This is a genomic window from Ruegeria arenilitoris (genome assembly GCF_013035425.1).
Classification (GTDB): Bacteria; Pseudomonadota; Alphaproteobacteria; order Rhodobacterales; family Rhodobacteraceae; genus Ruegeria; species Ruegeria arenilitoris_A.
Genome location: NZ_WQHX01000005.1, coordinates 81,273 through 102,261, shown reverse-complemented (window position 1 = coordinate 102,261; position 20,989 = coordinate 81,273). Strand labels below are relative to the sequence as shown.

General features: G+C 53.9%; 22 protein-coding genes. 15 read left to right on the top strand and 7 right to left on the bottom strand.

Features of this window, described 5'->3' with window-relative positions:
• Positions 1-9: 9 nt before the first annotated feature.
• From GOV45_RS14935 to GOV45_RS14920, 4 genes are all read left to right on the top strand, one after another.
• Positions 10-1,338 (top strand): amidase, encoded by a 1,329-nt coding sequence (locus tag GOV45_RS14935; protein ID WP_170479212.1) that lies wholly within the window; start codon positions 10-12, stop codon positions 1,336-1,338.
• Positions 1,339-1,446: 108 nt separating this feature from the next.
• Positions 1,447-2,628 (top strand): aminotransferase class I/II-fold pyridoxal phosphate-dependent enzyme, encoded by a 1,182-nt coding sequence (locus GOV45_RS14930; protein WP_170479210.1) that lies wholly within the window; start codon positions 1,447-1,449, stop codon positions 2,626-2,628.
• A gap of 14 nt (positions 2,629-2,642) precedes the next feature.
• On the top strand, positions 2,643-5,531 hold the full coding sequence (locus tag GOV45_RS14925; RefSeq protein ID WP_170479208.1) for a DNA translocase FtsK: 2,889 nt from the start codon (positions 2,643-2,645) through the stop codon (positions 5,529-5,531).
• A 40-nt stretch (positions 5,532-5,571) separates the two neighbouring features.
• A complete protein-coding gene (locus tag GOV45_RS14920) occupies positions 5,572-6,168 on the top strand; it encodes a LolA family protein (protein ID WP_170479206.1) in 597 nt (198 codons plus the stop codon).
• 11 nt (positions 6,169-6,179) lie between these two features.
• On the opposite strand, the gene GOV45_RS14915 is transcribed toward GOV45_RS14920, so the two are convergent.
• Entirely contained in the window at positions 6,180-6,761 is a 582-nt protein-coding gene (locus GOV45_RS14915; protein WP_170479204.1) for a transglycosylase SLT domain-containing protein, read from the bottom strand.
• Between the two features lie 60 nt (positions 6,762-6,821).
• A complete protein-coding gene (locus GOV45_RS14910) occupies positions 6,822-7,703 on the bottom strand; it encodes an AEC family transporter (RefSeq protein ID WP_170479202.1) in 882 nt (293 codons plus the stop codon).
• A gap of 80 nt (positions 7,704-7,783) precedes the next feature.
• Here GOV45_RS14910 and hspQ point away from each other — a divergent pair, with 80 nt between their 5' ends.
• The gene (gene hspQ / locus GOV45_RS14905; RefSeq protein WP_170479681.1) at positions 7,784-8,110 is read left to right on the top strand and encodes a heat shock protein HspQ; all 327 of its coding nucleotides are present in this window, start codon (positions 7,784-7,786) and stop codon (positions 8,108-8,110) included.
• Between the two features lie 34 nt (positions 8,111-8,144).
• Here hspQ and GOV45_RS14900 read toward each other — a convergent pair whose 3' ends face one another.
• The 3 genes from GOV45_RS14900 to GOV45_RS14890 form a co-directional block, all read right to left on the bottom strand.
• Positions 8,145-9,722: a gamma-glutamyltransferase family protein gene (locus tag GOV45_RS14900; RefSeq protein ID WP_170479200.1), complete on the bottom strand. Its 1,578-nt coding sequence runs from the start codon at positions 9,720-9,722 to the stop codon at positions 8,145-8,147.
• Between the two features lie 213 nt (positions 9,723-9,935).
• Positions 9,936-10,385 carry an ATP-binding protein gene (locus GOV45_RS14895; RefSeq protein ID WP_367648683.1) on the bottom strand — a complete coding sequence of 150 codons (450 nt, stop codon included), beginning with the start codon at positions 10,383-10,385 and terminating at the stop codon, positions 9,936-9,938.
• A 22-nt stretch (positions 10,386-10,407) separates the two neighbouring features.
• Positions 10,408-10,746 (bottom strand): STAS domain-containing protein, encoded by a 339-nt coding sequence (locus GOV45_RS14890; RefSeq protein ID WP_170479198.1) that lies wholly within the window; start codon positions 10,744-10,746, stop codon positions 10,408-10,410.
• A 100-nt stretch (positions 10,747-10,846) separates the two neighbouring features.
• On the opposite strand from GOV45_RS14890, the gene GOV45_RS14885 reads away from it, so the two are divergent.
• Together GOV45_RS14885 and GOV45_RS14880 are read left to right on the top strand one after the other, a co-directional pair.
• The gene (locus tag GOV45_RS14885; protein WP_170479196.1) at positions 10,847-12,019 is read left to right on the top strand and encodes an acetyl-CoA C-acyltransferase; all 1,173 of its coding nucleotides are present in this window, start codon (positions 10,847-10,849) and stop codon (positions 12,017-12,019) included.
• Positions 12,020-12,105: 86 nt separating this feature from the next.
• On the top strand, positions 12,106-12,558 hold the full coding sequence (locus GOV45_RS14880; RefSeq protein WP_170479194.1) for a GAF domain-containing protein: 453 nt from the start codon (positions 12,106-12,108) through the stop codon (positions 12,556-12,558).
• A 38-nt stretch (positions 12,559-12,596) separates the two neighbouring features.
• On the opposite strand, the gene GOV45_RS14875 is transcribed toward GOV45_RS14880, so the two are convergent.
• Both GOV45_RS14875 and GOV45_RS14870 read right to left on the bottom strand, forming a co-directional pair.
• Positions 12,597-12,983, bottom strand: coding sequence for an SHOCT domain-containing protein (locus GOV45_RS14875; RefSeq protein ID WP_170479677.1), 387 nt, complete (start codon positions 12,981-12,983; stop codon positions 12,597-12,599).
• Between the two features lie 97 nt (positions 12,984-13,080).
• Complete coding sequence (locus tag GOV45_RS14870; RefSeq protein ID WP_170479193.1) at positions 13,081-13,362, bottom strand: DUF1294 domain-containing protein; 282 nt, start codon at positions 13,360-13,362, stop codon at positions 13,081-13,083.
• A 97-nt stretch (positions 13,363-13,459) separates the two neighbouring features.
• Between GOV45_RS14870 and GOV45_RS14865 the strand changes: the two genes are divergently transcribed.
• Genes GOV45_RS14865 through GOV45_RS14830 form a run of 8 tightly spaced genes read left to right on the top strand, consistent with a single transcriptional unit; the run spans position 13,460 to position 20,976 of the window.
• Positions 13,460-14,047, top strand: a complete 588-nt coding sequence (locus GOV45_RS14865; protein WP_170479191.1) for a helix-turn-helix domain-containing protein — start codon at positions 13,460-13,462, stop codon at positions 14,045-14,047.
• Positions 14,047-14,670 (top strand): LysE family translocator, encoded by a 624-nt coding sequence (locus GOV45_RS14860; protein ID WP_170479189.1) that lies wholly within the window; start codon positions 14,047-14,049, stop codon positions 14,668-14,670. Before GOV45_RS14865 ends, GOV45_RS14860 begins: the two co-directional genes overlap by 1 nt.
• 4 nt (positions 14,671-14,674) lie before the next feature.
• The gene (locus GOV45_RS14855; protein ID WP_170479187.1) at positions 14,675-15,055 is read left to right on the top strand and encodes a GFA family protein; all 381 of its coding nucleotides are present in this window, start codon (positions 14,675-14,677) and stop codon (positions 15,053-15,055) included.
• A 15-nt stretch (positions 15,056-15,070) separates the two neighbouring features.
• Positions 15,071-17,518, top strand: a complete 2,448-nt coding sequence (locus GOV45_RS14850; protein ID WP_170479185.1) for a GcvT family protein — start codon at positions 15,071-15,073, stop codon at positions 17,516-17,518.
• An 18-nt stretch (positions 17,519-17,536) separates the two neighbouring features.
• Positions 17,537-18,013 (top strand): cupin domain-containing protein, encoded by a 477-nt coding sequence (locus tag GOV45_RS14845; RefSeq protein ID WP_170479183.1) that lies wholly within the window; start codon positions 17,537-17,539, stop codon positions 18,011-18,013.
• Positions 18,014-18,023: 10 nt separating this feature from the next.
• Positions 18,024-19,076 (top strand): zinc-binding dehydrogenase, encoded by a 1,053-nt coding sequence (locus tag GOV45_RS14840; protein WP_174823674.1) that lies wholly within the window; start codon positions 18,024-18,026, stop codon positions 19,074-19,076.
• A 12-nt stretch (positions 19,077-19,088) separates the two neighbouring features.
• Entirely contained in the window at positions 19,089-19,982 is an 894-nt protein-coding gene (locus GOV45_RS14835; RefSeq protein WP_170479181.1) for a homocysteine S-methyltransferase family protein, read from the top strand.
• A 10-nt stretch (positions 19,983-19,992) separates the two neighbouring features.
• Positions 19,993-20,976, top strand: coding sequence for a GlxA family transcriptional regulator (locus tag GOV45_RS14830; protein ID WP_170479179.1), 984 nt, complete (start codon positions 19,993-19,995; stop codon positions 20,974-20,976).
• The last annotated feature ends 13 nt before the right edge of the window (positions 20,977-20,989 follow it).

The following is a 20,989-nucleotide window of genomic DNA, read 5'->3' as shown; positions in this document are numbered from 1 at the left end:
AGTTGCAGGATGCAAGACTGGTTAACCATGACGGCATGTGATCTGGGTCGCGGAATTGGTATGGGGCAGATTGATCCACGGGACCTGACTGAAACCTATCTGGCTGCGATTGACGATCACCCACACCGAGATGCGATCTATGCGCGGGTGACCCATGATCGGGCAAGGGCCGAAGCTAAGGCTGCAAAAGAACGCGTCAAATCCGGGTTGCGGCGATCACTTTTGGATGGTGTGCCGATCAGCTGGAAAGATCTGTTCGATACGGCCGGGACTGAAACCGAAGCCGGTTCGGCCCTATTGAAAGGACGGGTTCCTGAAGCAGACGCGCAAGTTGTGCGCAACGCAACGGCCATGGGCACGGTCTGTCTGGGGAAAACCCATATGAGCGAGCTGGCCTTTTCGGGACTCGGATTAAACCCGATTACGGGAACGCCACCCTGCGTCCACGACGAAGATGCTGTTCCCGGTGGATCATCATCTGGGGCGGCGGCTTCGGTCGCGTGGGGCTTGGCGGCAATTGGAATCGGGTCCGACACGGGCGGGTCCGTGCGTGTTCCCGCGGCCTGGAATGATTTGGTTGGTCTAAAAACAACTTCGGGACGGTTAAGTCTCGAAGGAGTTGTACCTTTGTGTCTTCGGTTCGACACCGTAGGCCCGCTGAGCAGATCCGTCGAGGATGCCGCGCAAATGCTGGCCCTGATGGAAGGCATCAATCCGACTGACCTGCGCGGCGCGTCACTGAAGGGTCGCCGATTTGCAGATCTTCAGACGGTTGCTCAGGATGATGTACGTGAGGCTCCAAGCCGAGCATACGCGGAAGCCTTGGACAAGATAAAATCTACCGGTGCTGAAATCGTACCCTTGGAAGTGCCCGAATTAGAGGAAGCAATGGGTCTAGCTGGCGTTTTGTATACGACGCAAGCCTACGGCTTGTGGCGCGACGTCATCGAGGCGAATCCCGACGCCATGTATCCCGAAATTCTGGAACGGTTTCGAACAGGGGCCTCTTTTTCAGGACCTGATTACATTGCGGCTTGGTCAAAGCTGAAAGCATGTCGCAGTGCTTGGGATTCGGCGACAGCCGGTTTTGACGCCGTGCTTGCACCGACGGCGCCGATTTTGCCGCCGAATCTGGAACGGTTGATGAATGACCACGAATATTACGTTACCGAGAATCTTCTGGCACTGAGAAACGCTCGGATCGGAAATCTAATGGGGTTGGCGGCCCTTACGTTGCCTACTGAAACGGCCAGCTGTGGGCTTATGCTGTTGGGTTATCCGGGTTCCGAGGAGGCCCTGTTGAGGCTTGGCGCAGCTGCGGAATTGGTACTGGCTTGAATGCCACAATCCCCTGATTCGGAACCTCTTTGTCTGGACGAGGGCCGGTTCGATCTGTAACCTGCTAAAAAACGGGGCGAAAATGACCCCGGCATTGAGGCACTTGGCATGAATTTCCCCGAGCGGTTTTCGAACCTACCGGCATATGCATTTCCGCGTCTTCGCGCTCTGTTGGATCATCATCAGCCGGGCGGTGAGATAATTCATATGACAATCGGTGCTCCCACCCATGATTTTCCATCTTGGGTTACCGATGTCGTGATGAGAAACGCGGCTGGTTTTCAGGGATATCCGCCGAACGAGGGATCGCCTGAGTTGCGCGAATCCATCGCTGACTGGATCGGTCGCCGCTATGGGGTGACGATGGATCCCGAGGCCAATGTGATGGCTTTGAACGGCACCCGAGAGGGCTTGTACAACGCTGCTATGGCCTTGTGTCCTGAACAAAAAAACGGTCAGCAACCTATCATTTTGTGCCCCAACCCATTTTACCAAGTCTATATGGTGGCTTCGATCTCGGTGGGTGCTCAACCATATTTCGTTTCTGCAACGGCTGCGACGGGTCATTTGCCTGACTATGCCAGCCTGCCTGAAGATGTGCTGAATCGAACCGCTGTGGCCTATATTTGTTCTCCCGCAAACCCTCAGGGTGCGGTCGCGTCGCGTGATTATTGGGCTACTCTGATCAGCCTGGCCGAGAAATACGATTTTCGCATTTTTGCAGACGAATGTTATTCTGAAATCTACCGTGACAAGGCACCAGTCGGGATTCTGACTGTCGCGCAAGAGCTGGACGCAGACCCGGAACGGATCACACTGTTCAACTCGTTGTCAAAAAGGTCAAATTTGGCTGGTTTGCGGTCTGGATTGATCGCTGGCGGCGCAGAAACGATTAAGCACGTAAAAAAATTGCGCACTTATGCCGGTGCGCCTTTGCCCTTACCCCTTCAGGCTGCGGCCGCAAAGGTGTGGGCGGATGAGGAACACGTCAGGGAAAACCGGGCTCAGTACCAGGAAAAGTACGCGATCGCGGATGAAATATTTGCAGATGTGCAAGGCTATATGTCTCCCAAAGCCGGCTTCTTCCTGTGGCTTCCGGTCGATAGCGGAGAAGAAACCGCTTTGAAGGTGTGGAAGGAAACTGGGGTCCGGGTCTTACCTGGCGCATACCTTTCACAAGGTGATCCGGGGCAAAACCCGGGCGAGTCCTTTATTCGGGTCGCATTGGTGGCCCCAAAAGCAGAGTTGCAGCGCGGGCTGACCACATTACGCGACTGCATCTATACGTGAGGTACGAGGGCAAAATGGCATCATTGAACGCGCGCAATCGCGACCCCTTATTGGACAGCACCACGCAGGCTGCGATCGAACGGCGTAGCAAGGAGTTGATCGGGATTGCCTTGGTCTTGCTGGGCATGGCCGCGGCCGCGATGATCTGGTCCTATACGCCAGATGACCCAAATTGGATGGTGTCCACCGATGCGCCGGTGCAAAATTGGATGGGCCGCATTGGTGCTTCTATTGCCGCGCCATTGTTCATGATCGTCGGATGGGGCAGCTGGGGTATTGCGTTGGTGTTGATTGGATGGGGGGTTCGCTTCACCGGTCATTTTTCCGAAGAACGCGCGATTGCCCGGCTGATATTTGCGCCGATTTGGATCGCAATCGTTTCGGTCTATGCGGCAACGCTTGTACCCGGCGATGCTTGGCGTGCAACGCATAGCTATGGGTTGGGCGGATTGTTTGGTGACACCGTCATGGGCGCATTGCTGACACTTTTGCCGATATCGTCTCAGCTAATGGTCAAAATGATGTCCTTGGCAATGGCTATCGGAATGCTGGCGTTGGGCGTATTCGTGTTGGGTTTCACCAAAGCCGATGTCAAACGCGGCTTCCGTGCCTTTTTGCTGGGTCTGGTAATGTCCTACGACCTTTTGATGAACATGCTGGGTCGTGGGGCATCGGCTACGGCACAGGCGGCTCGCGACCGCAGAGCTCAATGGGCTGAACGCAAGACCGATCGGGCGGAACCAGCACTGGCCGATTTCGAAGATGATCTTGCTTATGCGGATCCGAGTTTTGATGAACCCATGCCTGAAACATTGGAACCCACGCGGAAAACTGGATTACTGGCCCGTATGCCCGCATTGATCCGCCGCCCGGATCCGATGCCAGAGCCAGAACTTCTGGCCCAAGAACCAGTGCAAGGTTACGAAGATATGCCAGGGGAGGACCGCATCAGGTCCAAAATTTCGGCCGCAGTGCGTAGCCGCAAAGTGGCAGCAGGAGAAATGAGGCCGGAGCCAGATCCGAGTTTGCCTTTGACAAAAGGGCGCGGTCGGGGACCTGACCCATTGATCCTGAATGCTGAGCGCGCAGGGGACTTGCCGCCAGAACCTTCATTGACATCAACTGGGCTGCCTCCTGAGCCGCCGATGACTGGTTACACTCAAGACGACTGGCAAGACCCGCACGGTGATGAATTTGGGCACGATGAAGACGATTCAGTTTTTGAAGATGATTCTGCGGCGAACCCTTCACCACGTCAGTCTATGAAAATCCCCGTTGCCGAACCGCGCAAGCCCGTGGTGGCGCAACCGGTCCGCCGCACACCCATGCCGTCGCGCCGTGCGCAGGCCGAGGCACAACCGGCTTTGTCGTTTGAAGAAAAGCACTCTGATTTTGAGCTTCCGCCCCTGGGTTTGTTGTCCAACCCTGCCAACATTCTGCGTCACCATCTGAGTGATGAGGCATTGGAGGAAAATGCGCGGATGCTGGAAAACGTCTTGGATGATTACGGCGTCAAAGGTGAGATAGTCAGCGTTCGTCCGGGACCCGTGGTTACGATGTATGAACTCGAACCCGCCCCGGGTTTGAAGGCCAGTCGTGTGATCGGCTTGGCGGACGATATCGCCCGTTCGATGTCGGCCTTGTCTGCGCGTGTTTCGACCCTACCCGGACGATCGGTCATTGGTATCGAACTGCCCAATGAGAACCGAGAGATGGTTGTGCTCCGTGAAATCCTCTCAAGCCGCGACTTTGGTGACGGGAACCAAGCCCTGCCGTTGGCGCTGGGCAAGGACATTGGTGGCGAGGCCGTGGTGGCAAATCTCGCTAAAATGCCTCACCTCTTGATTGCAGGTACCACTGGATCCGGTAAATCAGTCGCTATTAACACCATGATCCTGTCATTGCTGTACAAGCTGACTCCGGACGAGTGTCGCCTGATAATGATTGATCCCAAAATGCTGGAACTGTCAGTTTACGACGGTATTCCGCATCTTCTGTCACCCGTAGTAACCGACCCTAAGAAAGCGGTCGTAGCTCTGAAGTGGGTGGTAGGAGAAATGGAAGACCGTTACCGCAAGATGTCCAAGATGGGTGTTCGCAACATTGCCGGTTACAACGGTCGGGTTAAGGACGCGCTGGCAAAAGGTGAGTTGTTCAGCCGGACTGTTCAAACCGGGTTCGATGACGAAACCGGTGAGCCAGTTTTCGAAACCGAAGAATTCGCGCCTGAGGCGATGCCTTATATCGTCGTAATTGTGGACGAAATGGCCGACCTTATGATGGTTGCTGGCAAGGAAATCGAAGCTTGCATCCAGCGTCTGGCGCAGATGGCGCGGGCCTCTGGTATTCACCTGATTATGGCGACGCAGCGCCCGTCGGTTGATGTAATCACCGGTACGATCAAGGCAAACTTCCCGACCCGGATTTCATTTCAGGTGACCTCAAAGGTCGATAGCCGCACCATCCTTGGCGAAATGGGTGCCGAACAACTATTGGGTCAGGGTGACATGTTATACATGGCCGGTGGTGCCAAGATCACCCGTTGCCACGGCCCGTTTGTTTCGGACGAAGAAGTCGAGGAAATCGTCAACCACCTCAAACAATACGGTCCGCCGGATTACGTCGGTGGAGTCGTGGATGGTCCGACGGAAGAAAAGGCCGACAACATTGACGCCGTTCTTGGGCTGAATACAGGTGGAAATACGGGTGGAGAAGATGCCCTTTATGATCAAGCGGTGGCCATTGTGATCAAGGATCGCAAATGCTCGACCTCTTACATTCAGCGAAAACTCGCCATTGGTTACAACAAGGCAGCGCGGCTAGTAGAGCAAATGGAAGACGAAGGTGTTGTTTCCTCGGCAAATCATGTCGGTAAACGCGAAATCCTCGTACCCGAGCAATAAGATATTCCATATCAAGGGTAGAGCGCCTATCTGGTAGAGCATGAAACAGATAGCCTTTGCCTTTGCTTTGACGCTGGCCGCACCGACAGCCTGGGCTGCTGATAAGCTGCCGCTGTCGCAGATATCCAATTACCTGAACAGTCTGAATACCGTTCAGACGACTTTTACTCAGGTGAATGACGACGGAACGCTGAGTACCGGAAAGCTGTGGCTGCAGCGGCCAGGTAAGATGAGATTCGAGTATGATGCGCCGAACGATGCGGTTGTTCTGGCACGTTCCGGATCGGTTTTAATTTATGATGCAAAGTCCAACCAGCCGCCGGAGCAATATCCGCTGCGGCGCACTCCTTTGTCCTTAGTTTTGGCAAGGAACGTTAACCTAGGACAAGCAAACATGGTGGTCGGTCATGAATTCGATGGGACAGCCACCGTGGTGACAGCGCAAGACCCCAAAAACCCGGAAAACGGGCGAATCGAACTGATGTTTACAAGTGATCCGATTGAGCTGCGCAAATGGGTGATACACGACAATGCCGGTACCCAAACCACAGTTCTATTGGGTCCGCTTACAGAAGGTGGCAGACTGGATCAAAGCCTGTTTTCTGACAACAAAAAACGCGGATCAGACGATCGCTGATCCGCGCGAATTCAGTAGCGGCAACCTGCTAGTTGCGACTGATAGAGCTGCGCACGCGCGTCCACGTCACTTGCCACGTTCAACAACCAGGACTTCTGATTATAGCTGCCGCGTGAAAATCCGTTGTGGCCTTCGTGGTATGCTAAGTATTGGTTACGCGTGTCGCTGGGGTGGATACCGTTCCGCTCATAGCTTTTGTTCATGTACCAGCCGATGAAATCTGAAGCATCGCGAATACGGTCACGTTTTGCGCGGCGCTTGCCAGTTTCTTGCCTGTATTCATCCCAAGTACCGTCCAGGGCCTGACTGAAACCATAGGCACTGCTTTGACGTCCCATTGGTATGACGCCCAGTACGTATTTATGCGGTGTTCGGGCATCGTGTTTGTAGCGGCTTTCCTGATAGATCGTCGCCATCTGAACGTGAACGGGCACGCCCCATTTGCGTTCCGTTTTTTCAAATGCTTTGATATAGTCCGGCCGCTCACGTGCAATGCTGCACGCGTCGTTCAATCTGCTGGGCGGCTTGTTCGACCCGCCCCCACAGGATGCCAAAAAAAGCACCCCAAAGAGTACGAAAAGAATTCTGCTCATGTGCCTCGTGCCTTTTTTCTTTATTCTAGCAAAGATTGAAGGCCGAGGAAATCACAATCGTTACAGAATAACCGCCAGAATAATAGGCAATACCGCGACGGACAGGGCTGTCGATACCATGACCAGCCCGGCAACGGCGTCTGCGTCCGCCTTAAACCGTTCGGCGAGAAGATACGATGTCACGGCAACTGGAGTGGAGGCTTGTAAAACCAAAACACCGAACGCAATCGGTTCCAAATTGAAAACTTCGGCCAGTACCCAGCCGAGGACAAAACAAACCATCAGCTTCAAACCCGAAATCCAGATTGCTTGTCGCAACTTCTTCGTTGTCAGGCGTGCCACAGCTACGCCTAAGGTAATAAGCATTAGTGGGATCGCCATTTGCCCCAGCAGATCAAGCGTGTTCGTCAGAAACAACGGTGTTTCCCAGTTGCGCCAGAGAAACACAGCACCAAGCAGTGTGGCCCAAACCATCGGCTCGCGCACCGCTTTGCCAAAGGCACCTTGTCCCGCCACCAGATAAATTCCGTATGTGAAGGAAAGCAAAACGGTAACTGCCAGAAAAATAACCGCGTACCCCAGACCGGCTTGACCGAATGCAAATATGCACAAGGGCAGCCCAAGGTTTCCGGTGTTCCCAAAAATCAGGGGGGCGAGATAAGTGCGTTTTTCAAGACCACTTATCCTTACAAAAACCCAAAACACAGCAGCTAATGCTACATGTATGGCGATTGAAGCGAGCGTAAACACGGTCAGATCCCCGCTGGGGATGTTTGTCTGCATCAATGCGACAAAGACAAGACTTGGTAGCGCAAGCGTAATTCCCAAGCGCGTTACAAACTCCAGGCGATATTCGAATCCCAGTTTGACCCACGCAAATCCGATCCCCGCCAACAAGAAGACAGGGGCCACAATTTCGAAGACTGTAGTTAAGAGGTTCACAGACTGTTTCCCGGAAAATGTGATCAAGGATTGGCATTTCAGTTCGGAAAGATGTAGTAAATACTTTGGGGGCTGAAACAATGTTAAAGACACAAGCTAAGTACCGCCTGGGCCAGGTGGTTCGACATCGCAGACATCCTTTTAGAGGGGTGATTTTTGACGTGGATCCGGAATTCGCGAACTCGGAGGAATGGTATGAGGCCATCCCCGAGGACAGCAGGCCTGTGAAAGATCAGCCGTTCTACCACTTGCTGGCGGAAAACGACCAATCCTTCTATGTTGCTTATGTTTCAGAACAAAATTTGATCGAAGACCAGTCCGGTGAGCCTGTGGACCACCCCGATATTCCAAATATGTTTGGCCCTTTTCAGGACGGATCTTATCCGCTGCACTTTCAATTAAATTGATCTTTGAGCTTTAATGGCCGAAGGGCCTAAGCTGTCAAAATCCAAGTGCGCACCCGTCCTTTCGCGGGTCGCTTGCGCCTTCCAGAACCCCGTCGTCGCGAATTCGTATCGCCTGGGCGCCCCCAAGCGGTGTTTTGGGAACTTCAACATTGTGGCCCATGTCCGTCAATTGTAGCCGAACACTGTCAGGGTAGCCTCGCTCGACTTTCAGAATGTTTCCATCGGCAAAGGCACGCGGTGCGTCCACGCTGTGCTGAACGTCAAAGCCAAAATCGGTGAGGTTCGATAGAAAGCGCGCATGACCCGTTGGCTGGTAGGCGCCTCCCATAACACCAAAGGGCATCAAAACCTTGTCGTCGTTGCGCACCATACCGGGAATGATCGTATGCATCGGTCGCTTTCCACCGCTAAGTTCGTTTGGGTGTCCGGGTGTCAGAGTAAACCCTGCGCCTCGGTTCTGAAATAAGATACCGAATTTCTCGGATGCGATCCCCGAGCCAAAACTGTGGTAGATTGAATAGATCAGCGACACCGCCATGCGGTCCCGGTCGACCACGGTGATATAGATTGTATCTTTATGTATCGCCTCGGTCAGCAGGGCCGGGGCCGGCATGGCACGTTTGGGATCGATTAGTGCTGCCAGTCGCGCTGCAGTTTCAGGGGCCAGAAAATGCTCGGTTCTCGCTGAATAGTCGGGATCAGCGATAAATCGATTACGTGCATCAAAGGCAAGTTTGGTGGCTTCAGCCTCCAGGTGCAGGCGTTCTGCGCCCCATGGGTCCATCTTTGACACATCGAAGTGGCTCAGAATGTTCAACAGCAAAAGCGCTGTGGCTCCTTGTCCATTCGGGGGATGTTCTAACAGTTCGAACCCACCATATTCGGTGCTGACCGGTACAGTTTCATCGCATTGAACAGAGACAAAGTCTTGGACCTGGTGTTTGCCACCTCGCGCGACTAGCGCGTCAACCATATCCTGGGCAACTTCTCCGGAATAAAACGCATCGCGCCCATCGCGGGCGATTCGGCGCAAAACTTCTGCCTGCTTTGGTGCGCGAAATAACTGACCAACCTTTGGAACGACGCCGTCCAGAAGATAGTATTTGCGAGCGACGCCCTGCAAAGTTGTTTCGGCTTGGGTCCAATCGAAGGCGACGCGTGGGGCTACGGGCACGCCTGTTTCGGCGTAGTGAATGGCTGGTTGAAGGATTTCATCCAAGCCAAGCCGCCCTTCGGTCTTGGATAGGTGGCAAAATGCATCCACAGCTCCGGGGATAGTTACGGCATCGGGTTTCGACAAAGGAACCGAAGTCATTCCGCTAACCCGCAAAGTCTCAGCATTTGCACCCGCAGGTGCCCGGCCTGAACCATTTAACCCGCGTACCGTGTTTTCGCCTGCACGGTTGAACAGAACAAAGCAATCCCCACCTAAGCCAGTCATCTGCGGTTCACAGATGCCCAACAAAACGGCGCCGGCGATTGCGGCGTCCATCGCATTCCCGCCACGAGCCAGAATGTCCAATGCCACTTTGGCCGCCAACGGATGCGATGTGGCGCACATCCCCTCAGTCGCCAGAACTGAGGATCGGCCCGGCAAATGCAAGTCACGCATGAAGTCATTCCCTTTCGTATCGGGCACACACTAAGACCGCGCAGAGGATTTTCCAATGATGTCGGGGGAGAGAGGTCCTCGGCGCCGTTCACTGGGTGGGGGCTGTGACGCTTGGCGCCGAGGGAAGCTATCTGAGCTACACCTTATTAATCGCGTTCGTTTGCGGCGCGACAATGGTGCGATCTGGGCGTTATTGTGACCATTTGAGGCCATTCAGGCTGATTTTGGGAAGTCGAACCAAAGGCTCAGCCGATTGTATCCTTTATGCCTTTCGTATTTGATTTTACTGGCCAGCTGGTGAATCAGGAACCAACCGAACCCACCTTCAGGCAAATCCTGCCGAATGTTCCCAATCACAGGTGGTTTTCCGTCAGGTGGTTTCAGTCCTGGCATCGGATGACCAGTGTCCTCGATACGAACCTCCAGCGTTTCCCGGCACATCATGCAATTAATACGTACTGTTTCTGGTGGCATGCCGGCATAGGCATGTTCCACTACGTTGTTAATTGCCTCTGCCAGAGCGATTTTGACATCGTCGGCGCGCGCCGCAGGCAATCCATGTGCCGTCAGTTGGTTACGTAGCTTTGCGATGCCAACACTGGCTTCGACCTCGGTCGCCGGGAAGCTTAGTTCCATGCTGTCTTGTTCGCAGTTATGCTTCACGACTCCCCACTCCTGACAGAGGTCAGTTTGAACCTGCCGACAGAGCTTCGTCCAAAGAATTAAAGAGTTTGAACACGGTATCCATGCGGGTCAATCTGAAGACTTTTTCAACAACAGGGTGCAGGCCTGCCAGATCAAGCCGACGTTCGTCACCCAATTGCTTCATCGACGCTACGATGGCCCCGAGTCCGCTGGAATCAATAAATTCCACATTGGATAAGTCCAAAATAACGCGTCGGGTGTCATTTTCGGTTTCCGCGCGCATGTCTTCTTTGAACTGGATGGCCATGGCGGCATCGATGCGGTCGCATTGGACAGTGATGATCTGTGTGCCTTCAGTCGTTCTGCTGCTGAGCCCCATGGATACCTGCCCTTTTGTTGGTAGCGGATCGTAGAAATACGCTAGACGGCAATTCTTACCATTCGGTATCCAAGAAGTGAAAATCGGAGGGAGGCATCAAATGAAAGACGTAGTGATTGCAGGAGCCGCGCGAACACCAATGGGTGGGTTTCAGGGCATGTTCGAAGGTGTTCCTGCGGCTGAACTGGGCGGGACTGCGATCCGCGCAGCGCTGGACGATGCTGGCGCACAGGTCGTTGACGAAGTTCTGATGGGTTGTGTTCTGCCTGCCGGGCAGGGTCAAGCCCCAGCTCGTCAGGCTGGGTTTGCAGCTGGTCTGACGGAAGAAGTCCCCGCGACGACACTGAATAAAATGTGTGGTTCAGGAATGAAGGCGGCCATGATCGCGTTTGACCAGATCGCGCTGGGACAGGTCAAAACGATTGTCGCCGGCGGAATGGAAAGCATGACGAATGCACCCTACCTCCTGCCCAAAATGCGCGGCGGTGCGAGGATCGGTCATGGTCAGGTCGTTGACCACATGTTTCTTGACGGACTGGAAGATGCATATGACAAGGGCCGGTTGATGGGAACCTTTGCCGAAGACTGTGCCGAGTCCTATCAGTTCACGCGCGAGGCGCAGGATGAATATGCCTTACGTTCCCTTTCAAACGCATTGGCCGCGCAAGAAAGTGGTGCTTTCGACCGTGAAATTTCCCCAGTGACCGTACGCTCAAGAAAGGGTGATTTCACGATAGATTCGGACGAACAACCCAAATCAGCACGGCCTGAGAAAATTCCCACGCTGAAGCCGGCTTTTCGCAAAGACGGAACGGTGACGGCGGCCAATTCCTCGTCAATCTCTGATGGTGCCGCAGCGTTGGTTCTAACCTCGGCGGAGACGGCAGAAACAAGTGGGCTAAGTGTTCGCGCACGTGTTCTCGGACATGCCAGCCATGCGCAGGCACCAGGTCTATTCACCACGGCACCAGTTCCGGCAGCAAAAAAACTTCTGGATCGCATTGGCTGGGACAAAGTGGACGTAGATCTATGGGAAGTCAACGAAGCCTTCGCTGTCGTCCCAATGGCCTTTATGCACGAAATGGGCCTGCCTCGTGACATAGTTAATGTGAACGGAGGTGCTTGTGCACTGGGTCACCCGATCGGAGCGTCCGGAGCCCGGATTATGGTAACTCTGCTGAATGCCTTGGAGTCGCACAACCTCAAGCGAGGCGTTGCCGCCATCTGCATCGGTGGAGGAGAGGGCACAGCAATTGCAATCGAACGCGTTTGACGCGTTAGGGGATTCAAAATAATGCGGTACGAGTGGCGCAGCACAATCGGAGCACTGCGTCCCGGATTTTTGAAACTGAGTGCAATATGAAAGTTGACTACGACACTTTGGCTAAGACCATAGCCGCTCTGACGGATGGTGAGTCCGACCAGATCGCCTTGATGGCAACGATCGCATGCGAAGTGCATCACTCTGATGACCGTTTCGACTGGACTGGGTTCTATCGCGTCACTGAACCGGAACTGCTGAAAATCGGCCCTTATCAGGGTGGGCATGGATGTTTGTTAATACCGTTTGATCGGGGTGTCTGTGGTGCGGCGGCACGAACTGGAAAGGTGCAACTTGTAGCGGACGTAGAGGCCTTTCCGGGACACATCGCATGTGCATCGTCGACGCGATCCGAGTTGGTTGTACCTGTGCAGAATTCAGAAGGGGACATCATCGCCGTGTTCGACATAGACAGCGACCAACCAGATGCTTTCACTGAGCAGGATGCCCGGTCACTGGATTTGATTCTCAAAGATGTCTTCGCAAGGTGAAATCCGGCAGCGCAATTGCCCTGCCGGATTTCGTTTGTTTATCCCAAAATTTTGGCTTTTTGAGAGGCGAACTCTTCTGCGGTCAGGACGCCCTTTTCCTTTAACGCCGAAAGGCGTTCAAGTTCGTCGGCCGCTGAAACTGAAGCCACAGAGCGGATGTAATCCTTTTGCGCCTGTTCGATGTCATTCATTGCTTGCACATTGTGTTCATGCATCTTGTCGCCGCGCACGATCAGGTACGCCAGGACACCGAGCCACGGGATCAGAATCACAAAAGCGATCCAGACGGCCTTGGCAAATCCACTAAGGTCTTTGGAGCGAAACACATCCGCGACCACGCTTATCATTACCCAGAACCAAGCGACCATCAGGAACAGCCAGAAGATCGACCAAACTATGTCAAAAAACCCGATACCATTGTCCATTTTTCATCCACCCCTCTATTGAGCATTGAAATCCCTGAAAACACAGAGATCACGCCATTGTAACAGCCGCTGCGCGCGATGGGGAAAAATACGGCAATCAACTGATTTGGGGCACGCCCTGAGTAATTAGTAGGAAGACCGCCGCGCCTTGAAAGACAACTATCATTAACAGAATCGCGGAGAATCCGCGTTTTCGTGTTTTGTGGGAGAAAATCCAACTTCCCAACAAAGCGGCCAAACTTCCTCCGAGGGCTGCCAACAATAACAAACGTTTTTCGGAAACTCGCCGTTTGCGGCGACGGGCACGTAATTTATCAAAGCCGAAAGCTAATAATGTCAGGCAGTTGATCGCCCACAGATAGGTTATCATAATCCACATACGCGACGCTTAGCTGCGGCAACCCGCGACTGCAAATGAAAAAAAGCTTGGATTTTTCAGCATTTCGCGCCATCGTGAAATTAAGCACAGTTTTTTCATGAGATTCGGAAAGCCGGTGAATAGTCAAGCGCCTCACAAAGCGACACTCGGGGCTGACATCCGCGCCCTGCGAAAGGCGCGTGGTTTGACGCTGACCGAGATTTCTACGCGCTTGGATCGGTCGGTTGGTTGGTTCAGTCAAGTAGAACGAGATTTGTCAGATCCTTCGATTTCGGATCTGCGCCAGATCGCGGAATGCCTAGATGTCCCAATGTCGATGCTTTTTGCCCATTCGGCTGCGCCAGCAAACGAGCAGGGTTATGTCGTTCGGTCAGGTACGCGTCGGCCAATGGGTTCGGGAAAAGAAGGACTAATCGAAGAATTGCTCTCTCCGGACCTAACTGACGATTTTGAAATGGTGCATTCTACCTTTGAGCCACATTCCAGAATGCAGACCCCGGCTGACAGGCCGACGCAGGAAGTGGGATACATGGTGTCCGGCCGTCTTGATTTGACCATCGGACAGCATCGCTTCACCGTTGGGAGCGGCGACAGTTTTCGAATAAAAAATGAACCCTATCAATGGGAAAACCCTTATGATGAGCCCGCTGTCGCAGTCTGGGTTATCGCGCCCCCGGTGTATTAATGAGTTTTGATGCCTGGACGATATTTGCGCTGTTCTGGGTGGTATTTGTTACGACCCCCGGGCCGAATGCAGTAAATTGCATATCGAATGGGATGAGCTTGCCCTTTTCAAAGGCCATGCTTGGGGTACTGGCGATCCTGACACAGGCTAGCGCGTTTTTGGTCCTGTCGGCGGTGGGTATTACCGCCCTGATTGCGGCCTCCCCAACTGGTTTTTTTATCGCCAAACTTGTTGGAGCGGGATTTTTGATCTGGGTCGGCATACGCGGTTGGATGAACGCGACTAAGCCCGCACCAGCCAGCGAACGACCAGCACGGCATGTCTATCTGCACGCGTTGGCGGTGGCGACGATAAACCCCAAAAGCGTTGCAGGATATCTTGCCGCCTTTTCGCAGTTTGTGCAGCCGGACGTCCCAATCTGGCAGCAGATGGTGGTGATCATGCCCACCGCGCTGGTCATTACAACGCTCAGCTACACGGGGTTTACTTTGCTGGGCGCTTTGATGGGCAAGGCAGCACTAGGAGCGGTGTTCAACGTCTGGGTCCGCCGGATAATGGCGGCCTGCTTTATTTTGTACGGCGTGTTGCTGGGTGCCAGTTCCGCGCCAGCAACAAGGGGGTAGCTTCATGCACAATGGATCTTGCCTGTGCGGCGCGGTTGCGTTCACGATTGACGGAAATCTATCGCCACCGTCAGTTTGCCATTGTGGTCAATGCCGCAAGCAATCTGGTCATGTCTGGGCCTCGACCTGGACTAATCAAAACAACCTGAACTTTACCGCGAATGACACGCTGCAGTGGTTTTGCGCATCAGACAGCGCCAGACGCGGTTTTTGCAGCGCTTGCGGCTCGTTCCTGTTTTGGCAGCACAATGACGAGGACACGATTTCAATTTCCATGGGCGCGCTTAGCGAGCCTACGGGCCTAATGCTCTCAAAGCACATCTTTGTCGCCGATAAGGGCGATTATTACGACATCACGGACGACTTGCCCCAACGGGCACACTAACAGGGATCAAAAGCAATGAGTGATTTTCCGACAAAAGCCCGCGTGGTTATCATAGGTGGCGGAGTAGTGGGTACTTCTTCGTTATATCATTTGGCAAAGAAGGGTTGGACAGATTGCGTTCTGCTGGAAAAGAACGAGCTGACCGCAGGCTCAACCTGGCACGCGGCTGGCAATGTGCCGACTTTCTCGACCTCATGGGCGATCATGAACATGCAACGGTATTCGACCGAGCTTTATTCACGTTTGGCTGAAGAGGTCGATTACCCGATGAACTACCATGTTTCGGGTTCGATCCGTCTGGCGCACAGTAAAGAACGAATGCAGGAATTTGAGCGTGCAATGTCCATGGGCCGTTATCAGGGAATCCCGATGGAGATGTGGACACCGGAAGAGGCCAAGGAGCGTTATCCGTTTCTTGAAACTCACGACCTTGAGGGCGTATTGTACGATCCCACCGACGGAGACATCGACCCCGCGCAGTTGACCCAGGCACTTGCCAAGGGTGCGAGGGATTCAGGCCAGAAAATTATTCGCTTTTGCCCGGCGACTGGCGTGACGCAGCATGACGATGGCACATGGACTGTTCACACGGACAAGGGTGACATTGATTGTGACTATGTGGTGAATGCAGCTGGTTACTACGCCCAGCGCGTCGGAGAATGGTTCAAGCCATTTGGCGGTCGCACCGTGCCCGCGATGGTCATGAGTCACCAGTACCTGCTTACCGACGAAATCCCGGAAGTCGAGGCGTGGTCAAAGGAAAATGGCGGCAAGCTGCCTCTGCTGCGCGACGTGGATATCTCGTATTACCTGCGGCAAGAGAAGAACGGCTTCAACCTTGGCCCTTATGAGCCCAATTGCAAAGGCCATTGGATGACCGACGATGATCCAATGCCCGACGATTTCAGCTTCCAACTGTGGAACGACGATCTGGACCGCATCGAGGACATAGTCACTGACGCGATGGAAAGAGTGCCGCTTATGGCGACTTCGGGCGTCGGGCGGGTGATCAACGGCCCGATCCCATATGCGCCGGATGGCCTTCCGCTGATTGGCCCGATGCCGGGTGTGAAGAACGCGTTCGAAGCGCACACCTTTACTTTCGGGATCGCGCAGGGCGGTGGTGCAGGAAAGGTACTGGCCGAGTGGATCGTCGATGGCGCGACAGAATGGGACATGTGGGCGGTCGATCCGCGCCGCTACACCGACTATACGGATCAGGACTACTGCAACAAAAAAGGCATGGAGGTCTATGGCAACGAATACGCCATGCACTTCCCCCATCATGAATGGCCTGCAGCCCGCGACAAGAAACTTTCGCCCGTTCATGACAAAGTCAAACAGCTTGGTGGCGTAATGGGCGCATATAATGGCTGGGAACGCGCCAACTGGTTCGCGAAACCGGGCGACGATACTTCGCTTGATGCGACGCATACCTGGGGTCGTTCAGGGCCGTGGGAACAGCGCATCAAGGAGGAGTGTGAAGCCGTCCGCGATCACTGCGGAGTTTTGGATCTGCCGGGTTTCTCACGGTTCATTGTCAAGGGAGAGGGTGCGGCGGAGGCTCTTCGATCTCTGGCAACGGGGGGATTGCCTAAAATTGGCCGTATGAACCTGATTTATATCGCTGATGAACGGGGCCGTATCCTGACCGAGATGTCCTGCATTCGACTTGGCGAAGATGAGTTCGTCATGATCACCGCTGCGACCGCTCAGTGGCATGATCGCGATATCCTTGCCGGTGCAATGCCTAAGGGCGTATCGATTGAGGATGTAACCACAACCCGGGACACTTTGATTGTCACAGGGCCCAAGTCCCGCGAAATACTATCGGAAATGACAGATGCCGATTTGACCTCTGGATGGTTGACGCACCAGTCGGCAACGGTTGCTGGCCAGCCAGCTTATCTGATCCGCGTTTCTTTTGCGGGTGAATTGGGTTGGGAAGTGCACGCTCTTAACGAGCATATGCCGGAAATCTACAATGAAATCATCAATGCGGGAGCCAAGCCTTTTGGAATGTATGCGTTGAACTCGTTGCGTATCGAAAAAGGCTACCGCGCGTGGAAAGGCGACCTGAGCACAGATTATTCTTTGTTGGAAGGCGGGCTGGAAAGGTTCGTAAAGCTGGATAAGCCGCAAAACTTCCCAGGCAAGGCCGCGATCCTGAACGAAAAGCAGCAGGGTGTGAAAAAGGCATTCGTTACTTTGACGGTGGACGCGGGTGATTGCGACGCACCTTACATGTCGTGCATCTGGCAAAATGGTGAAATCGTGGGCGAAACAACGTCTGGCGCATGGGGCTATCGTGTCGGAAAGTCAATCGCGCTTGGCATGATCAAGTCCGAGCTTGCAAACCCGGGCACTGAGCTTGAGGTAGAAATCTACGGCGAAAAGCACCGCGCTGTGGTAGAGCAGGATCAACCGCTGTGGGATCCTGAAAACGAGCGGTTGCGAGCGTAACCTCTCTCGGAGAAGGCCATGAGTAACAGATATGCGAAATTGGGACCCGGAGAGGGCCCCAATTATGATTGGGAAAACGACCACACATTTGTGAAGGTGTCGGGTCAGGATACCGATGGTGCATATACGCTCATGGAGGATAACCTGAAGGCCAGCTTTGCGCTGGGCCTTCATCGTCATGATAGCCATGCAGAAACCTTCTATTTTTTGGAGGGTGAGGTGGATTTTTATGTTGATGGCGACTGGCATCGATGCACGACGGGTACAACCATCCATGTTCCACCTGGTGTCCCACACGCGTGCCGCGTAGCTGGAGGGGCACCGGCAAGGATGTTGATGATATTTCAACCTTCTGGTTTCGATGGATTTCTTGCCGAGCTGGCGACTATGACCGAGACCGATTTTGCTGACGAGGCTAAAATGGCTGCGCTGAACGCACGCTATGACATCGTACCAATGGGACCGGTTCCGCCTCACCCCGACGATCAAGACTAAAGGTGTAACAATGGCAATTCCAAAAACCATGTCAGGTGTGTTCCTGACCCGCCACGGTGGTCCAGAAGCTTTGGAATGGCGCGACGACATTCCAGTACCGACACCGGACAAGGGGCAAGTGCTGGTTCGAGTTGTTGCGGCCGGAGTGAACAACACCGATATCAACACGCGGATTGGATGGTATTCTTCGGAGGTAACTGGCGCGACCGCAGATGTGGAACAGGACGTCGAGGTCGGCGGTTGGGGCGGTTCCCTTGACTTTCCGCGAATTCAGGGAGGCGATCTTTGCGGAATAGTTGAAATAGCCGGACCAGAGACGGGGTTCGAACCCGGCCAGCGAGTTACGTGCCCGATCAACTTGCCACGTTCGCGTCCCGGCAATCCTACCGGATTTATCGCGCTCGGGTCCGAGATGGACGGCGCGTTTGCCCAATATTGCCTGGTCGAGGCCAATGATTTGTATGACGTCAGTAGTTCCCCTCTTTCGGATATTGAAATCGCGGCAATACCGTGTGCGTTTGGTACCGCCGAGAACTTGCTTACGCGTGCCAGAGTTACTGCAGGGCACAAAGTCCTAATAACTGGTGCGTCCGGGGGTGTCGGTCTTGCCGCGGTTCAGTTGGCGACGCTACGGGGAGCAACGGTTTCAGGGGTAACGAGTTCGGCCAAAGCGAATGTGGTCAAGGATCAGGGGGCCATTGACACCTATGACCGCGACGCGTCTCTGCCAGCGGATGCTTTTGATGTCGTGATAGATGTCGTGGGAGGTCCAGCCTGGCCTGGCCTGATCCAAGCGCTTCGACCCGGTGGGCACTATGCCGTTTCCGGAGCAATCGCAGGTCCGATAATACAGGCTGACTTACGCGATATATATCTGCGGGACATCACGATTCACGGCTGTACGCATCAAGCGTTTGATGTATTTGGCCGCTTGGTTGAATTGATGAATTCCGGACGGGTAAAACCACTGATCTCAAAAACCTATTCGCTTCGGGATATCGCACTTGCGCAAGCGGATTTTCAATCAAAGACCTTGCCGGGAAAATTGGTTTTGGTTCCCTGAGGAGACGGACAAATGGCAGACATCACGCTTCTGGACGGCTCGATTGGGCAGGAATTGGTGAAACGCAGCGGGGACAAGCCAACGCCGCTCTGGTCCACGCGTGTGATGATGGACCACCCGGAGTTGGTGCGGGAAGTACACGAGGAATACTTTCGCCGTGGCGCGACGATTGCGACAACCAATACTTACGCAGTGCATCGCTCGCGATTGGAACGGGTCGGGCTGGAAGATCAACTTTCTGCGTTGGTTGATGCAGCGCTTTTGCAGGCCGAACACGCGCGTAAGGGTGCGAAGGCCCGAATTGCGGGCTCACTTGGCCCATTGCTGGCAACATATCGGCCAGATCTGAAGCCCGATCCTGATGAGGCAGCGGACAAATTTTCAGAACTGGTTCGACTGATGGTGGATCGTGTCGATCTGTTCCTCATCGAAACCGTGTCCTCTTTGCTTGAAGGCGAAGGAACATTGCGAGGTACAGCACGTTGCGGCAAACCTGTTTGGCTAGCTTTGTCAGTTATGGATGATGATGGCGCATTGTTGCGATCTGGTGAACCACTGGCCGACATTGCACCTTTGGTAGAACAATACGCACCACAGGCGCTTTTGATAAATTGTTCTCGTCCCGAAGCGATCCCCACAGCATTGGATATTCTGGCCTCTATGAAATTGCCATATGGTGCCTATGCGAACGGGTTCACCGGTATTTCTCAGGAATTTCTTCAGGACGCCCCAACAGTTGACGCTTTGGAACGACGTGTCGACCTTGGTCCGGAAACATACGCAGAGCATGCAATGAAATGGGTCGATCAGGGGGCAACCATTGTCGGCGGCTGCTGCGAGGTGGGACCAGACCATATCGAAGCAATAGCGAAACGTTTGCAAGAAGCCGGTCACAGGATCGTCTGAAGGGACCGGAATGCAATCCAACGCGACATCCGACAACCAGCAAGGACCCGGTGGACAAATTCACTTTGACATTATGGTCGCGCAGGGGTTCGTTTTGTTGGAGTTCGCGTCGCTGGTTGAGGTTCTTCGCCTTGGCAATCGCGTCTGTCCACATCCGCCTTTCAGCTATACCTATCGTTCGCATAAGGGGGGCCCGGTCGGAAGCAGCAGTAACGCTACCGTTCCGACAGAGCCGATTTCGAACAGGCCGAACGCAAATTATTTGTTTGTGATAGGCAATTCAGATCCGGATCAGCCAGAGCTGTCTTTGGGGCGCATAGTTTCGAATTACACTTATATCGGGGCACAGGTGTTTTTGCTGGCCGAAGCCGCCAGCCGGTACATCGATGAACACGGCACTGCTGAAATGGCAACTCATTGGGAGAACGCCTCTTTTCTTCGCGAACGAGGCTCCAAGTTTGAGGCTAAACTGTCGATCGCCACTGAACTTGGCCCCGTTGTTACATGTGCTGGAATGGAAGCGACAACCGATGTCGCTTTGGCCGTTATTGGCCGCCACATCTCGGGCCCTGCCAAAATGACAGTGGCCGATATTATGCTGCACGAGAGCATCCGGGATTTTTCTTCCCTCCAACCTTTTTCGGGCTTTAAAAACACTGCCACTGGGGATGCAAAACTGGATGAATGCATAAAGCTGATGCAGGCGAATATCGAAGATCCATTGGCAATAAATGAGATCGTTGACATGCTGAACCTGTCAAATCGGTCGCTGGAACGAAAGTTCAAATCCTTCTTTGGGACCACTCCGAACGGGTTCTACCGCGAAATGCGACTGGCAAAAGCCAACAACTTGCTTTTGAACACAACAATGAGCGTTCGTGAAATCGGCTTGGCATGCGGGTTTCCGAACGGGTTTTCGTCTGTTTACAAAAGCTTTTTTGGCGTGACACCTTTTGCCTTGAGGCGCGAAAAGCGACGGTCATCGCCAAGGTGATTTTCGCGACTTT

Excerpts from the sequence above, each read along its gene's own strand:
- GOV45_RS14870 (WP_170479193.1), bottom strand. The coding sequence starts at position 13,362 with ATGTGGATTATGATAACCTATCTGTGGGCGATCAACTGCCTGACATTA.
- GOV45_RS14900 (WP_170479200.1), bottom strand. The coding sequence starts at position 9,722 with ATGCGTGACTTGCATTTGCCGGGCCGATCCTCAGTTCTGGCGACTGAG.
- hspQ (WP_170479681.1), top strand. The coding sequence starts at position 7,784 with ATGTTAAAGACACAAGCTAAGTACCGCCTGGGCCAGGTGGTTCGACAT.
- GOV45_RS14850 (WP_170479185.1), top strand. The coding sequence starts at position 15,071 with ATGAGTGATTTTCCGACAAAAGCCCGCGTGGTTATCATAGGTGGCGGA.
- GOV45_RS14860 (WP_170479189.1), top strand. The coding sequence starts at position 14,047 with ATGAGTTTTGATGCCTGGACGATATTTGCGCTGTTCTGGGTGGTATTT.
- GOV45_RS14865 (WP_170479191.1), top strand. The coding sequence starts at position 13,460 with ATGAGATTCGGAAAGCCGGTGAATAGTCAAGCGCCTCACAAAGCGACA.
- GOV45_RS14855 (WP_170479187.1), top strand. The coding sequence starts at position 14,675 with ATGCACAATGGATCTTGCCTGTGCGGCGCGGTTGCGTTCACGATTGAC.
- GOV45_RS14920 (WP_170479206.1), top strand. The coding sequence starts at position 5,572 with ATGAAACAGATAGCCTTTGCCTTTGCTTTGACGCTGGCCGCACCGACA.
- GOV45_RS14915 (WP_170479204.1), bottom strand. The coding sequence starts at position 6,761 with ATGAGCAGAATTCTTTTCGTACTCTTTGGGGTGCTTTTTTTGGCATCC.
- GOV45_RS14925 (WP_170479208.1), top strand. The coding sequence starts at position 2,643 with ATGGCATCATTGAACGCGCGCAATCGCGACCCCTTATTGGACAGCACC.
- GOV45_RS14845 (WP_170479183.1), top strand. The coding sequence starts at position 17,537 with ATGAGTAACAGATATGCGAAATTGGGACCCGGAGAGGGCCCCAATTAT.
- GOV45_RS14835 (WP_170479181.1), top strand. The coding sequence starts at position 19,089 with ATGGCAGACATCACGCTTCTGGACGGCTCGATTGGGCAGGAATTGGTG.
- GOV45_RS14890 (WP_170479198.1), bottom strand. The coding sequence starts at position 10,746 with ATGGGGCTCAGCAGCAGAACGACTGAAGGCACACAGATCATCACTGTC.
- GOV45_RS14880 (WP_170479194.1), top strand. The coding sequence starts at position 12,106 with ATGAAAGTTGACTACGACACTTTGGCTAAGACCATAGCCGCTCTGACG.
- GOV45_RS14885 (WP_170479196.1), top strand. The coding sequence starts at position 10,847 with ATGAAAGACGTAGTGATTGCAGGAGCCGCGCGAACACCAATGGGTGGG.
- GOV45_RS14935 (WP_170479212.1), top strand. The coding sequence starts at position 10 with ATGCAAGACTGGTTAACCATGACGGCATGTGATCTGGGTCGCGGAATT.
- GOV45_RS14875 (WP_170479677.1), bottom strand. The coding sequence starts at position 12,983 with ATGGACAATGGTATCGGGTTTTTTGACATAGTTTGGTCGATCTTCTGG.
- GOV45_RS14930 (WP_170479210.1), top strand. The coding sequence starts at position 1,447 with ATGAATTTCCCCGAGCGGTTTTCGAACCTACCGGCATATGCATTTCCG.
- GOV45_RS14840 (WP_174823674.1), top strand. The coding sequence starts at position 18,024 with ATGGCAATTCCAAAAACCATGTCAGGTGTGTTCCTGACCCGCCACGGT.
- GOV45_RS14830 (WP_170479179.1), top strand. The coding sequence starts at position 19,993 with ATGCAATCCAACGCGACATCCGACAACCAGCAAGGACCCGGTGGACAA.